This is a genomic window from Kribbella sp. NBC_00889, assembly GCF_045207705.1.
GTDB lineage: Bacteria > Actinomycetota > Actinomycetes > Propionibacteriales > Kribbellaceae > Kribbella.
This window is the reverse complement of sequence record NZ_CP108783.1, coordinates 6,717,076-6,730,209: the sequence shown is the minus strand read 5'-3', so window position 1 is coordinate 6,730,209 and position 13,134 is coordinate 6,717,076. Positions and strand designations below refer to the sequence as shown.

At 69.6% G+C, this 13,134-nt stretch carries 12 protein-coding genes; 5 read left to right on the top strand and 7 right to left on the bottom strand.

Annotated features, from left to right (window positions below; all coding sequences use genetic code 11):
- Positions 1-9 precede the first annotated feature (9 nt).
- Complete coding sequence (locus OG817_RS32875) at positions 10-1,347, top strand: aromatic amino acid lyase (RefSeq protein ID WP_406048582.1); 1,338 nt, start codon at positions 10-12, stop codon at positions 1,345-1,347.
- Between the two features lie 267 nt (positions 1,348-1,614).
- Positions 1,615-2,265 (top strand): hypothetical protein, encoded by a 651-nt coding sequence (locus OG817_RS32870; protein WP_406048581.1) that lies wholly within the window; start codon positions 1,615-1,617, stop codon positions 2,263-2,265.
- Here OG817_RS32870 and OG817_RS32865 read toward each other — a convergent pair whose 3' ends face one another.
- The 3 genes from OG817_RS32865 to OG817_RS32855 all read right to left on the bottom strand — a co-directional run bounded on the left by OG817_RS32865 (position 2,266) and on the right by OG817_RS32855 (position 5,954).
- A complete protein-coding gene (locus OG817_RS32865; RefSeq protein ID WP_406048580.1) occupies positions 2,266-3,423 on the bottom strand; it encodes an NAD(P)/FAD-dependent oxidoreductase in 1,158 nt (385 codons plus the stop codon).
- The gene (locus OG817_RS32860; protein WP_406048579.1) at positions 3,423-4,967 is read right to left on the bottom strand and encodes an aldehyde dehydrogenase family protein; all 1,545 of its coding nucleotides are present in this window, start codon (positions 4,965-4,967) and stop codon (positions 3,423-3,425) included. The genes OG817_RS32865 and OG817_RS32860 overlap by 1 nt, the downstream gene beginning before the upstream one ends.
- Before the next feature lie 390 nt (positions 4,968-5,357).
- Positions 5,358-5,954 (bottom strand): hypothetical protein, encoded by a 597-nt coding sequence (locus tag OG817_RS32855; protein WP_406048578.1) that lies wholly within the window; start codon positions 5,952-5,954, stop codon positions 5,358-5,360.
- A gap of 88 nt (positions 5,955-6,042) precedes the next feature.
- Here OG817_RS32855 and OG817_RS32850 point away from each other — a divergent pair, with 88 nt between their 5' ends.
- Positions 6,043-6,525 (top strand): DUF1992 domain-containing protein, encoded by a 483-nt coding sequence (locus OG817_RS32850; protein WP_396391407.1) that lies wholly within the window; start codon positions 6,043-6,045, stop codon positions 6,523-6,525.
- On the opposite strand, the gene OG817_RS32845 is transcribed toward OG817_RS32850, so the two are convergent.
- Positions 6,518-8,620 carry a thiamine pyrophosphate-dependent enzyme gene (locus OG817_RS32845; RefSeq protein WP_406048577.1) on the bottom strand — a complete coding sequence of 701 codons (2,103 nt, stop codon included), beginning with the start codon at positions 8,618-8,620 and terminating at the stop codon, positions 6,518-6,520. The two genes, OG817_RS32850 and OG817_RS32845, sit on opposite strands and share 8 nt — an antisense overlap.
- A gap of 39 nt (positions 8,621-8,659) precedes the next feature.
- A complete protein-coding gene (locus tag OG817_RS32840) occupies positions 8,660-9,136 on the bottom strand; it encodes a MarR family winged helix-turn-helix transcriptional regulator (protein ID WP_393391947.1) in 477 nt (158 codons plus the stop codon).
- Between the two features lie 98 nt (positions 9,137-9,234).
- Here OG817_RS32840 and OG817_RS32835 point away from each other — a divergent pair, with 98 nt between their 5' ends.
- Positions 9,235-10,524 (top strand): MFS transporter, encoded by a 1,290-nt coding sequence (locus tag OG817_RS32835; RefSeq protein ID WP_406048575.1) that lies wholly within the window; start codon positions 9,235-9,237, stop codon positions 10,522-10,524.
- A 114-nt stretch (positions 10,525-10,638) separates the two neighbouring features.
- Positions 10,639-11,304 carry a hypothetical protein gene (locus OG817_RS32830; protein WP_406048573.1) on the top strand — a complete coding sequence of 222 codons (666 nt, stop codon included), beginning with the start codon at positions 10,639-10,641 and terminating at the stop codon, positions 11,302-11,304.
- 1 nt (position 11,305) lies between these two features.
- Here the strand turns inward: OG817_RS32830 and OG817_RS32825 are convergent, their stop codons facing one another.
- Both OG817_RS32825 and OG817_RS32820 read right to left on the bottom strand, forming a co-directional pair.
- The gene (locus tag OG817_RS32825) at positions 11,306-12,223 is read right to left on the bottom strand and encodes a Ku protein (RefSeq protein ID WP_406048572.1); all 918 of its coding nucleotides are present in this window, start codon (positions 12,221-12,223) and stop codon (positions 11,306-11,308) included.
- 38 nt (positions 12,224-12,261) lie between these two features.
- Positions 12,262-13,128 carry a hypothetical protein gene (locus tag OG817_RS32820; RefSeq protein ID WP_406048571.1) on the bottom strand — a complete coding sequence of 289 codons (867 nt, stop codon included), beginning with the start codon at positions 13,126-13,128 and terminating at the stop codon, positions 12,262-12,264.
- Positions 13,129-13,134: the final 6 nt, after the last annotated feature.

Here is a 13,134-nt window from a genome sequence, read left to right as displayed (position 1 = left end):
GCTGATGGCATGCTGATCAACCAGCCGTCGGAGCTCGACCCCGCGAGCCCCGAACCGGTCACCATCGCGCAGCCGCTGCTCGATCGCCTGGCCGCGATCCGTACAGACCTCCTCGCCACACTTGCCTCCGGTGACGCTGTGTACGGCGTCAACACCGGGATGGGCAACCTGAGCAAGCGCTGGCTCACCGAGGACGAGCAACGCGTGCATCAACGCAACCTGCTGCTCGGCCGAGCGGTCGGCGGACCTCCCTGGCTCCCGCACGACGAGGCCCGGGCCGTTCTGATCGGCCGGCTGCGCACGTTCCTCACCGGTGATGCCGGGGTCTCGGTCGAGCTGATCCAGCAGTTGGTTGCCATGATCAACAGCGGGCGGGTTCCCGAGATCCCTGCCGAGGGAGCGGGTTCGGCCGGCGAAATCATTCCGCTGGCCCACGCGTTCGGTTCGTTCGAGGTGGGTCCCAAGGAGGGGATCTCCCTGCTCGCGGGCGTGCCGGGTGCGACCGGGCGGGCTGCTCTGCATGCCAAGCGTGCACATCGTCTCGCCGACCACCTGACCGCAGTCGGCGCCGGCGCGATTGCGGTGATCGGGGCGAACCGTTCCCCGTACCACCCGGCGCTGGGCCGTGGTGATGACGTCCTGGCAGCCGAGTTCGCGCGGATCCGCGAGCTGGCCGGTCCGGAGCCCGAGCCCCGAGCGCTCCAAGCACCGGTGTCATTCCGCGTCGCGGGGCACGTTGTCGCGCACGTCCGGCGGTCCATCAGCCAGTTGGATGAAGCCGTCGACCGTGCGTTCACCGGCGTCACCGACTCACCGGCGTACCTCGATGGCGAATTCATCGGCACGGCCGGCTTTCACGGGATCGACCTGACGGCGTACTGCGACCACCTGACCGCGGCCCTCGCCCACGCGGCCGAGGTCTCCGCGGCGCGGCTGCACCGCCTGCTCGACCCGACCGTCACCGGACTCCAGGCCCAGCTCGCGCACGAGCCGGGTCCACAGGCCGGCCTGGTCGCCGTCCACAAACGCGCGGTCGCCACCACCCACCTGCTCCGCCGCCTGACGTTGCCCTCAGCAATCAGTACGGCGGAGACGTCGAACGGCCAGGAGGACGTGCAGACCTTCTCCTGGGAGGCGGTCGGCACCCTCGCGGAAGCCGTCCGGCTGACCCGCGAAGTCACCGCCTGCGAGCTCCTGGCCGTGCATCAGGCCTTCGCCCTGTCGAAGCGCCCGATCCCTGTCGGCCTCCGCGACCTCCATCAGGCGGTGGCGGACGTCGTACCGCCGATCGAGGCGGATCGCCCGTTCGGTGAGGACCTGACCAGACTGCTGGAGTCCGTGCTCTAGCTCTGACCGGCCACGGCCTTCTGCAACTGCGGGACGAGCAAACGTGAGGTAAACCGAACCTGACTTCTCGGCGGCTCGGTCATGGGTTGATCGAAAAATCCAGCGCGACACGCGGACGGTTCGCAAGCCGCAAGTAGCTTGCGGTGGGTTGTGTCGTTGGCCACTGTGCGGGCGGGGATTCTGAACGAAGAGCTGACCCGACCAGGCTGTCGGCCCACCGGCCGATCCACTAGCCTGACGTGGTCCGGGCGGAGATGGAGGAATTCGTTGAAGCGGTTCGTGGTCCCTCCGACCTGGCCGTCGCCGCCCCGCCGTAGTTGGGTCCCACCGAAAACCTGGCGTCCCGACCCGTCCTGGCCTCCGCCTCCAGAAGGCTGGCGATTCTGGATCGACGGCAAGGGCAACCCGGTCCGCGGTCCGGTCGGCCGGTACGGTGGCCCGTCCCGCCGAGTGCTGTACGCCGGGATCGGCGCCGCGGTGCTGTTCCTCGGGATCAACTTCTGGGCCTTGTCCGCGATCGGCCTGTTCAGCGGCGACTCCGACTCGCAGGCCGTGCCGGTGGTCGACGACCGTTCGGCGACCCCCTCGGCGACCCAGACCCCGGTCGTGCCGCCGCGGACGACGCAGCCGACCTCGGTGCCACCGCCGGTACAGAAGACGACCGTGCCGCCGACCACCAAGACGACCCAGCCGACACAGCGGCCGACCAAGGCCCGGACCACCGAGGAGGCGGACGAGCCGGATCCCAAGCCGACCCGGACGACCAGGACCACGAAGCCGCCGCGGCCGAGCACCACCACTCCGAGCCGCGAGGAGATCCTCCGGCAGTACTGCATCCAGCGCGGCTGGGATCCGGAGTGGTGCGATCCGGACAACTGGCCGGACGACCCGGCCGACGATCCCCGCAACGAGCCCTGATCAGACCACGTTCCACTCCGCGCGCCGGCCGTCGTACCGGAAGCGGCGCGCGTCCAGCGGGCTGACGTCGACGAACGGCTCGCGGCCCAGGTAGAGGTCGCGGATGATCTCGCCGACCGCGGGCCCCTGCAGGAAGCCGTGACCCGAGAAGCCGGTGGTGTAGAGGAACCGGGACACGCCGTCGGCCTCGCCGATCAGCGCGTTGTGATCCGGTGTCACCTCATAGAGCCCGGCCCAGCCACCGGTCAGGCCGACGTCGAGCAGTGACGGCGCGCGGCGTTCCATCGCGGCGGTCAGCCGCGGCAGCCAGGTCTCGGTGCGGTCCAGACGGAAGCCGGGCTCCTCGTCCGGGTCGGACATTCCGACCAGCAGACCGGGTCCCTCGCGGTGGAAGTAGAACGTGCTGCTGAAGTCGATCGTCATCGGCATGCTCTGCGGCAGATCCGGGATCGCCTCGGTCACGACGATCTGCCGTCGCAGCGGGGTGACCGGCAGGTCGACCCCGAGCGGTACGGCGAGCTCCGCCGACCACGCGCCCGCCGCGCAGATCACCGTGCGGGTCCGGACGTCGCCACGGCTGGTGCGTACCGCCCGGATGGCGCTGTCGTCCGCCTCGATGCCGAGCACCTCGCAACCGGTGACGAGCGTCGCGCCGAGCCGACGGGCGGCCGTCGCATACCCGAGTACGACGGACTCCGGCGTACAGTGCCCGTCCGCCGGGGAGAAGCAGGCGCCGGCCAGACCGTCCGGGGCAACGATCGGCGCGAGCCGGACCGCTTCGTCGACGTCGATCATCCGGGTCGGCTGACCGGCCGCGTTCTGCAGCCGAGTGCTCTCGCGGAACAGCTCGAGCTGGTCGGCGGTCTCCAGCAGGAAGAGATAACCGACGCGATGCAGGTCGATCTCCTGCCCTGGCCGCTCGCCGAACCGCGCGAAGGCCTCCAGGCTGCGAGCACCCAGGGCGATGTTGAGCTCGTCCGAGAAGTTGGCGCGGACCCCGCCGGCCGCCTTGGACGTGGAACCGGAGCCGAGCTCGTTCCGCTCCAGCAGCAGCACGCGTTCCACCCCGGCCTCGGCGAGATGGAACGCGATGCTGGCGCCCATCACGCCGCCGCCGACGATCACCACGTCGGCGGCGTCCGGAAGGGCCGCGGCCATCAGGGCAGCTGGAAGGAGAGGTCGGCCTCGACCGTCTCGGTATCCATCTGCGCCTTCTGCAGCTTGCCCGAGTAGTCCCAGTTCAGCGACTGCCACCGGGTGAACTGGTCGAGCACCCAGATGCCGCTCTGCCGGGAGCCGTTGCCGGACTTCCCGTTGCCGCCGAACGGCAGGTGCGCCTCGGCGCCGGACGTCGAGTTGTTCACGCTGACCATGCCGGCCGAGATGCCCTGCGCGAACCGGAACGCCTTGTTCGGATCGGTGGTGTAGATCGAACTGGACAGCCCGTAGCCGGACTTGTTGCCGAGGGCAATCGCCTCGTCGAGACTCGAGTACGTCGTGATGCCGACGACCGGGCCGAAGGTCTCGTTCATGAACAACTCGTCGTCCGGACGGACGCCGTCGACGATCACCGGGTGGTAGAACAGCCCGGCCGCGGGATCCCCGACGAATCCGGACCGCGGGTTGTCCGCGGTGACCCGGCCGCTCGCGCCGATCACCTGGTGGTGAGCCGCGATCCAGCCCAGCGACTTCTCGAACCCGGCGGCGAACTTCTCGTCCAGCAACGGGCCGAACAGCACGTCCTGCGCCGGATCACCCATCGGCGCGTCCGCAACGGCACGGCTGAATCGGGCGACGAAGTCGTCGTGGACCGACTCGTGGACGATCACCGTACCGAGCGAGGTGCAGCGCTGACCCGCCGTACCGAAGCCGGAGAACAGCGCGCCCTCGACGGCCAGGTCGAGGTCGGCGTCCTCGGTGATCACCATCGGGTTCTTGCCACCGAGCTCCAGGCACGGCGTCTGCAGGTGGCGGCCGCACAACTCACCGATCCGGCTGCCGACGGCGCTCGATCCGGTGAAGCCGACCTTGTTCACCAGCCCGGCCTGCAGTGCCTGCTCGAGTCCGGCGAAGGTGTCCGGCCCGTCGGCGTACACGACGTTGAAGACTCCGGCCGGTACGCCGGAATGCGCGAAGATCTCGTAGAACGCGTCGGACACCACGGCCGAGTACTCCGCCGGCTTCCAGACGACCGTGTTCCCGCACAGTAGCGCGGGCACGATGTACCAGGACGGTACGGCGACCGGGAAGTTGCCGGCCGTGATCACGACGACCAGCCCGACCGGCCGGCGGAACGTGAACAACTGCTTGTCGGGCATCTCCGACGGGACTGTCTGACCGTAGAGGCGGCGGCCCTCGCCGACGAAGAAGTCGCAGGTGTCGATGATCTCCTGCACCTCACCGCGCGCCTCGGCGATCGGCTTGCCGATCTCGCGCGTGACGAGCGCGGCCAGCCGCTCCTTGTTGGCGGTCATCAGCCGGCCGACGTTCGCGATCACCTGACCTCGCTGCGGAGCCGGTGTCGCGGCCCACGCGGCCTGCGCGTCCCGGGCGGCCTCGGTGGCTTTGACGAGAACCTCAGGCCCCGCGCTGCCGACCGTCCCCACCACATCGCTCAGCCGAGCCGGGTTGGTCGACGGCGTACGCCGTACCGCCTCCGCCACCCGCTCGCCACCGATCACCGACACAACCTCAGTCGCCATGAAGCATCCCTTCGCGCACGTTTGCCCCCACCCTCACCCACCACCCCACCCCCTGCCAACCCACGCCTCCCCGTCTGGTGGGTCAGCCCATGCGCGTGTGGGTTGGCCGGCGGCGTGCGGTTGGCCAACCCGCAGGCGGCTGGGTCAGCCGACGAGGCGGGCGTTGGGTGGGTGTGTGCTGGCGGTCTGCTGGGTCAGCCCATGCGCGTGTGGGTTGGCCGGCGGCGTGCGGTTGGCCAACCCGCAGGCGGCTGGGTCAGCCGACGAGGCGGGCGTTGGGTGGGTGTGTGCTGGCGGTCTGCTGGGTCAGCCCATGCGCGTGTGGGTTGGCTAGCGGCGTGCGGTTGGCCAACCCGCAGGCGGCTGGGTCAGCCCATCAGACGGGGACGGTCAGGGGTGGGGGGATGGGGGTGGTGGGACTTCGTTTCCCGGGTAGAGATCCGGGATCGGGATCGGCATGCGCCACAGGTGCGACTTCGGGCTGATCATGCCGTGCCGGATCGCGATGTACCGGAGCAGGCGGAGCGGGCCGGCGATCAGGATGAAGGCCAGCGGGAGCTCGACCAGGAAGGCGCTCAGCAGCGCCTGGGTGAGGTCGGCGCCGCGGTGGCTCGTCATCGTGTCGAACCAGGCGTCGCAGATCAGCAGGACGCCGGTCGCGAACGCGGTCGGGAAGACCAGCTGTTTGCGCTTCCAGCCGGCCAGTGCGGTCAGTACCAGCATCGCCAGCAGCAGGATGTCGAAGCCGACCCAGGTGGCGACCCAGTTCCGGGCGACGTAGTGACTGGGCAGGGTCATCGCCAGATAGACGGTCCAGGGGATCAGCGCGAGCGCGCAGAGCAGCATCAGCGCGGTCCGCCACTTGCGGATCCGCTCGATCGTCCGCAGCGACGGCATCCCGCCCGGTTGGTGCGGTACCAGCCGCAAGATCAGGTCCCGCCGTTCGGCCGGAGTCATTGCCGCGATCTCTTCGTCGGTCAGGTCCACCTCTCCAGTATGTCTTGTGATTGCATTCACAAGCCGGTAGGCTAACGCCCGGAAGCAACTGTCGATGAGACAGATGAGGTGTGTGGGCATGACCGAGCGCAAGCCAGCCAACATGTCGCAGCAGGACTGGGTCGACGTCCAGATCCAGCAGGCCCAGAAGCGGGGCGAGTTCGACAACCTCGCGGGTCAGGGCAAGCCGCTGACCAAGTTGGCCGATCCCCACGATCCGGACTGGTGGGTGAAGGACTTCATCCGCCGGGAACAGATCGACTCCGAAGCGCTGCTGCCGCCCGCGGTGCTGCTGCGCAAGGAGAAGCAGAAGGTCCAGGAGACAGTCGCCCGGATGCGCCGTGAGTCCGAGGTGCGCGACTATCTCGCGGATCTGAACAAGCGGATCCTGGTCAGCATTCGCGACACCACCGGCCCGGTCGTTCCGGTCGGCACTGTCGACGAGGAGGCGGTCCTGGCGCAGTGGAAGGCGGATCGGCCCGAGCCGGTGCGCAAGCCGTCAGGCGCCAGGTCCGCGGAAGCCCCGCCGAAGAAGTCGCTCTGGCAACGGCTGTTCACTTGAGCAGTTCGCGGACCGCGATCTCGATCGTCCGCTCGCTGAGCAGCACCTGACGGGACGCGTCGCCGAGCGGGACGAACGAGTCCTCCGACGCCACCCTGGCCAGCCGGCCGGTGTAGCCGTGGTCGATCAGTGCCGCCAGGACGCCTTCGGACACGCCGCCGGACCGCCGGGTCTCGTCGACCACGAGCACGCGTCCGGTGGCGGTTGCCTCACGCAACAGATCCCCGATCGGCAGCGGCGCCAGCCACCGCAGGTCGAGCACCCGGACTCCGGGCACCCGTGCGGCCACCCGCAGACTCATCGGCAGACCGTTGCCGAAGGTGACAAGACTCAGGTCCGTCCCGTCGCCGTACGTCCGGCCGCGCCCGATCGGCACCGGTTGGTCCGGGTACGGCGCCAGCCACTGATCGTCGCCGTCGTCGTACAGATCGCGCCGGTGATAGAGCGCGATCGGCTCGAGGAACACGCTGACCGTGCCGCACGATCGCGCCGCCGCGGCGCAGGCATGCAGCATCGCGGCCGCGTCGTCCGGCCGGGAGGGTGACGCGATCACGAGTCCCGGGATGTCCCGCAGTACGGCGATCGCGTCGTCGTTGTGGAAGTGGCCGCCGAACCCTTTCTGGTAGCCGTAGCCCGCGACCCGCAGCACCATCGGATTCGAGTACTGCTCCTGCGAGAAGAACTTCAGCGACGCCGCCTCGCCGCGCAACTGGTCCTCGGCATTGTGCAGATACGCCAGGTACTGGATCTCCGGGAGCGGTAGCAACCCCGAGACCCCGGCGCCGAGCCCGAGCCCGAGAATCGACTGCTCGTCCAGCAGTGTGTCGAACACCCGGGCCGGTCCGAACGACTTCTGCAGTCCGCGGGTGACGCCGTACACGCCGCCCTTGCGGCCGACGTCCTCGCCGAACACCATCGCCTCCGGGTACGACGCCAGTACGTCGGCCAGGGCGCGGTTGATCGACTGGCTCAGCGTCAACCGTTCCGTCGTACGACTGGGTCGAGGCAACGACTCCGCGACCGCTTCGGGGTCGGGGAACCGCAGCGGAAAGGCGACGGCCTCGGCGGACGACAGTTGCGGCAGGCCCGACACCTCGGCCGCGATCCGCATCACCTCGGACCGCTTGTCCTCGTACAGCTCGATCACGTCGTCCGCGTCCAGCCCGGCGCCGAGCAGCAGCCTCGCCGTACCGAGCAGCGGGTCCAACTCCTCGTCGGCCACGAGCTCGGCGGGCGATCGGTATGCCGCTTCCACGTCGGAGCCGGCGTGGCCGAGCAGCCGGACGGTCCGCAGCCGGAGGAAAGCAGGCCGCCGGTTCCGCCGGACGAACGTGGCCGCCTCGGTCGCCATCGTCAGCGCCGCGGCCACATCGGTGCCGTCGGCATCGAAGTACCGCAGGCCGGGCCGCGATCCGTAGGCCTGCCTGATCCAGCCGTCCGGGGTCCGCACGCTGATCCCGATCCCGTTGTCCTCACAGACCAGCAGCAACGGCATCGGCAGGCCCTGGTACGACGCGTGCAGCGCGGCGTTGATCGCGCCCGTCGCGGTCGAGTGGTTCGCCGACGCGTCGCCGAAGCTGGTCACCACGATCGCGTCGGACGGCCACGGCGACGGTACGCCGAGCTTCGCCGCCCGGGCCAGCGAGAACGCGACACCCATCGCCCTGGGCAGGTGCGAGGCGATCGTCGACGTCTGGGGGATGATCGCCAGGTCGTGCCGGCCGAACACCTTGTGCCGGCCGCCGGCGATCGGCTCACTGGTCGCGGCCGCGACCCCGAGCAGGATGTCGCGCAGCCCTTCCTTCGAGCCGGCCTGGTCCGCGCGGGCGAGGTAGAACGCGCCGGAGCGGTAGTGCAGCAGCGCCGGATCGGTGGGCCGGAGTGCGGCGGCGACCGCGGCGTTCCCCTCGTGGCCGGCGGATCCGATCGTGTAGTAGCCCTGCCCCTGCGACTGCATCCAGCGGGCCGCGAGGTCCGCGTGCCGGCTGCCGAGCTGAGCGTCGTACAGGCTCCGCAGTTGGTCGGCCGTGTAGTCACACGGGACGGGCTTGAGGGCGCGGACGCGCTCGGCGTACCGCTCGTCGACGGCGGTCACCGGGCGGATCCTGCGTCGACTGGGGCGGGGCGGGCGCGGTCAGAGTCCGCAGTCGAAGCCGTCGTCGTTCGGGTTGGCGTCGGCCAGGACGTCCAGGATGCGACTCGCGCGTCGAAGGTCCTCATCTGATACATGATCGGCGAAGAACGTCGAGACCACAGCTTCGACCACGGGTTGGGCAGCCGCGAGCGCCTCCCGCCCGGCCGGCGTGAGCTCGGCCCAGGTGGCCCGGCGGTCCTCGGGCGTGTTCCGGCGGACCACCCAGCCGTCCTTGTCCTCGAGCTTGCCGATCAGCCGGGTCGCGCCGCTGCGCGAGATCATCAGCTCCTTGGCCAGCGGGGCCATCCGCATCCGGCCGCCGGCCTGGTCGAGGGCCCGCAGGACCTCGTGCTCGAAGTAGCCCATCTTGAGCCGGCTGCGCAGCGTGTTGTCGAGATGGGCGTAGAGCAGCGTGTCCGCGCGGTACAGCGCCCGCCAGGACTCGAGTTGCACGGCACTCATCTGCTTCGTCGGCATGGGCAGCAGTCTACGACGATGAGTACGCAATACAACTGTTGACGCGTGAACTGTTCTCCTGTGTATGCTGACCGGACGGTGCCGAGAGGGGGGATGTCGTGGGCTCGATCCGTTGGAAGGCCGTGCGCCCGCTGCGGCACCGGGATTACCGGCTGCTGTGGACCGGGCTGGCGGTCGCTCTGCTCGGTAGCGGGCTCTGGCTGGTCGCGCTGGCCTGGCAGGTGATCGAGCTCGGCGGCGGGCCGGTGCAGCTGTCGGTGGTGACAACGGCGTACAGCATCGGGCTGGTGGTCTGCGTGCTGTTCGGGGGGATCGCGGCGGACCGGTTGTCGCAGCGCAGCGTGATCGTCGCGGCGGACGGCGTACGCGGTCTGGTCCTGCTGGTCGTCGCCGGGCTCGCGTTGACCGAGCTGCTGGAGCTCTGGCATCTGGCGACTGCGGCAGTGCTGATCGGAGCCGGGGAGGCGTTCCTGATCCCGGCGTACACAGCGCTGGTGCCGAAGCTGTTGCCGGCCGACGAGCTGCTCGCGGCGAACGGACTGGAAGGGACGCTGCGGCCGCTGGCGCAGCAGGCGACCGGGCCGGCGCTGGGCGGTCTCGCAATCGCCGCGATGTCGCCCGGGATCGCGATCCTGATCACGGCGCTGACCTACTTCTTCTCCGCCGGCTGCGTCCTCGCGATGCGCGTGCGGGCGACTGCCGGCCAGGCGCCGGCGGACGAGGTGCCGCAGACGATTTTCGGCGACCTGCGCGAAGGATGGGCCTACGTACGACGTACCCGGTGGCTGCTGGCGTCGCTGCTGTTCGGCACGGTGTTCGTGCTGCTGATCCTCGGGCCGCTGGAGGTGCTGCTGCCGTTCGCGATTCGCGACCAGCTCGGCGGTGGGCCGAGCGACTTCGGTCTGGTGCTGGCGGCGTTCGGCGTCGGAGGTGCGGCCGGTGCCTTGCTGATCTCGTCGCGGAGCCTGCCGCGGCGGTACCTGACCGTCATGACGCTGATGTGGGGCGTCGGCTCGCTGCCGTTCGTGCTGCTCGGGTTCGGCCGGGAGCTGTGGGTGATGGCAGCGGGTGCGGCCGTGGTCGGAGCGACCGGATCGGCCGCGATGGTGATCTGGGGCACGTTGCTGCAGCGCCGGGTCCCGGACCGTCTGCGCGGACGCATCTCCAGCCTGGACTTCTTCGTCTCGCTCTTGCTGATGCCGTTGTCGATGGCGTTGGCCGGCCCGGCGGGTGCCGTGTTCGGATTGACGGCGGTGTTCATCGTCGCTGGTGTCGGCCCGGCAGTGGTGTCACTGTTGGTCGTGTACTTCGGCCGGATGCCGTCGGACGAGATCGCTCACCCGCTGGACCATCCCGTCACGCCGGCCGACTCGCCCAGCGCCGCCTGATTGCGCGGCCCCGGGGCGGGGAACGGTGCAGAGGGGCTGTTCGTTCTCCGGGGTAGAAGTGTGGTTACGGGGTGGGTGACACGTGAGGTGTTCTGTGGCGACGAGTGAGTTCCGGTGAGGGGTCATTCCGCGTTGATGCGGCGGATGGCGATCGCGGCCGGACTCGGTGTGGGGACAGCAGGGGTGCTCGCGGGCGTCCTGCTGCTGGGCCCGCTGGCGGCCGTGATCCTGCTGACGGTGGTGTTCGCACTGGTCTGGCCGCTGGCTGCGGTGATCCGGCACGTGTCGGACGAAGCGCCGTACCAGTCGTCGGCGACGGTCGCGGCCACTGCGGCCGCTGCTGTGCTGTGTTTGCCAGGGTTGGTGCGTCTGCTGGCCTGGGGCGCGGTCGGGTTCGCGGTGGCGCTGATCGCGGCGACGCTGTTCGTGCTGCTCGACCTGGTCCTGCCGGAGCGGCGGCACCGTACGTCGCGGCGGCGGCGGAAGCTCGAGCGGATGTCCGAGAGGCAGGGGTTCGAGGACGAGGCGCTGATCGCGTCACTGCAGTGCCCGCTCAGCATCGAGGAGTTGTGCGGCGTCTGGACCGAGACCGCGACCCAGCTTGCCCAAGGTGCCGGCCCACGCGACCGCCAGGCAGTCGCCGAGGTGCGCCGGATCTGCCTCGACGAATTCGAACGCCGCAACCCCGATGGCTTCCACCGTTGGCTGGAAGCCGGCGCGCCCGCCAACCCGGGCAGCTACCTGCTCCCCACTCCGGGAGACGGCCCGACCGCCCTGTGAGTCAGGCCGCCTTCTTGCTCCTGGCGGACCTCTTGGCCGTCGCCTTCTTCGCCGTCGCCTTCTTCGCCGTGGTCTTCTTCTTCGCCGTGGTCTTCTTCTTCGCCGTGGTCTTCTTCGCAGGGGACTTCCTCGTGCCGCGGGACTTGCGCGCGGACTCGACGCTGGCGCGCAGCGCGGCGACGAGGTCGGTCGGGTTGGTGGCCTGCGGCTCCTCCTCGGCGAACACGACCTCCTTGCCCTTGTGCTTGGACACGACCAGTTCCTTCACCCGCTCGGAGTAGGTGTCCTTGTAGGCGGACGGTTTCCACTCGCCGCTCATCGCCTCGATCAGGTCGGTCGCCATCGACAGCTGCTTGCCCGCCGACGACTTGCCCGGCAGGTCGTCCAGCTCGTCGGCGGGATCGCGGATCTCGTCGGCGAAGAACATCGTCTCCAGCACCAGAACCTTGCCCTTGGCCCGGATCGTGGCCAGATACTCCTTGCCACGCATCACGAACTTCGCGATCCCGGCCCGGTTCGTCTTGGCCAGTGCGTCCCGCAGCAGCGCGTACGACGACGCGTTGTCGCCGTCCTTCGGACCCAGGTAATAGCTCTTCTGGAAGTGGATCGGGTCGATGTCGTCCAGGTCGACGAAGGTGGAGATCTCCAGCGCCCGGGACTTGCCCGGCGCGATCTCGTCCAGCTCGTCGGGCTCGACGATGACGTACTCGCCACCGCCGACGTCGTGACCCTTGACGATCTTGTCGAAGTCCACCTCCCGGCCGGTCCGCTCGTTCACCCGCTTGTAGCGGATCCGGTCCGACGTGCCCTTCTGGAACTGGTGGAAGTCGAGCTGGTGCTCGTCGGTGGCGCTGTACAGCCCGACCGGCACCGAGACCAGTCCGAAGGTGATGAATCCGCTCCAGATCGACCGCGCCATCCGTCTCTCCTCTCATACCGCCCCCGCCGGTACCCAGTTCAGAGCCGGTTGTACCGCTTGCGCGCCTCCCGGCTCTCCTTCTGCGCGTCCCGGGCGGCCCGGCGGGCGTCGTCCAGCTCCCCGCCCAGCCGTCGTACCAGCTCCTGTGCCTCGGCCAGAGCCTCGCGCGCGTTGTCGAGCTGGGTGTCGAGATCCTCGACCCTGGATTCGGCCTCCTGGGCCGCGGTTACGGCGTCCTCGAACGCCTTCTTGGCCTTCGCCTTCTCGGCGGCCTCGCGTTCCTCCTCCTTGCGCTCCGCGGTCTCGCGCTTCTTCCGGGCAGCGGTCGACTCCTCGTCGGCCTCGGCCTGCTGCGCCTTGCGCCGGTCGCGGGCGGCTTGGCGGCGTTCGTCGGTGAGCGGGGTGACGTTGGTCGGTTCGCCGGCCTCGTCGACGACGCCGAAGCCGACGTGCCGCAGTGCGCTGCTCAACCGGCCTTCGCGTACGGCGTCGCCCGCGGCCGGATCCACCAGCGCCGCATCGAGCGTCTCGCGCAGCTTCTGCCCGACGTCGGCGCTCACCTTCTGGCCCTCGTCACTGGCGACCCGGGTGGCTTCCTTGGCGAGCTTGTCCAGCAACTGATGGCGTCGCGGTGTCAGCTCGCGCAGCCGGTCGCCGTCGAGATCGGCGGTCGCCTCGCGGAACTCGTCGCCCAGTGCGAGCAGGTCGTCGAGCTCGTCCGGCAACTTGCGGGCGATCAGGTTCGTCACCCAGGCCGCGACCGTCGGCTTGCGCATCGCCTTCAGCCGGGTCGACCCGAGCTGGTCGCCGTCCGCCTTCAGCTGCTTGGCCAGCTCGTTGCGAGTAGCAATGAAATCAGCAGCCGGCGCCGCGTAGAGCGCATCCGCCGCCTCCTCGAAGTCCATGGCGGC

Coding starts and splice junctions, on each gene's coding strand:
- OG817_RS32875 (WP_406048582.1), top strand. CDS start 10: ATGCTGATCAACCAGCCGTCGGAGCTCGACCCCGCGAGCCCCGAACCG.
- OG817_RS32865 (WP_406048580.1), bottom strand. CDS start 3,423: ATGGCCGCGGCCCTTCCGGACGCCGCCGACGTGGTGATCGTCGGCGGC.
- OG817_RS32860 (WP_406048579.1), bottom strand. CDS start 4,967: ATGGCGACTGAGGTTGTGTCGGTGATCGGTGGCGAGCGGGTGGCGGAG.
- OG817_RS32850 (WP_396391407.1), top strand. CDS start 6,043: ATGACCGAGCGCAAGCCAGCCAACATGTCGCAGCAGGACTGGGTCGAC.
- OG817_RS32840 (WP_393391947.1), bottom strand. CDS start 9,136: ATGCCGACGAAGCAGATGAGTGCCGTGCAACTCGAGTCCTGGCGGGCG.
- OG817_RS32825 (WP_406048572.1), bottom strand. CDS start 12,223: ATGGCGCGGTCGATCTGGAGCGGATTCATCACCTTCGGACTGGTCTCG.
- OG817_RS32820 (WP_406048571.1), bottom strand. CDS start 13,128: ATGGACTTCGAGGAGGCGGCGGATGCGCTCTACGCGGCGCCGGCTGCT.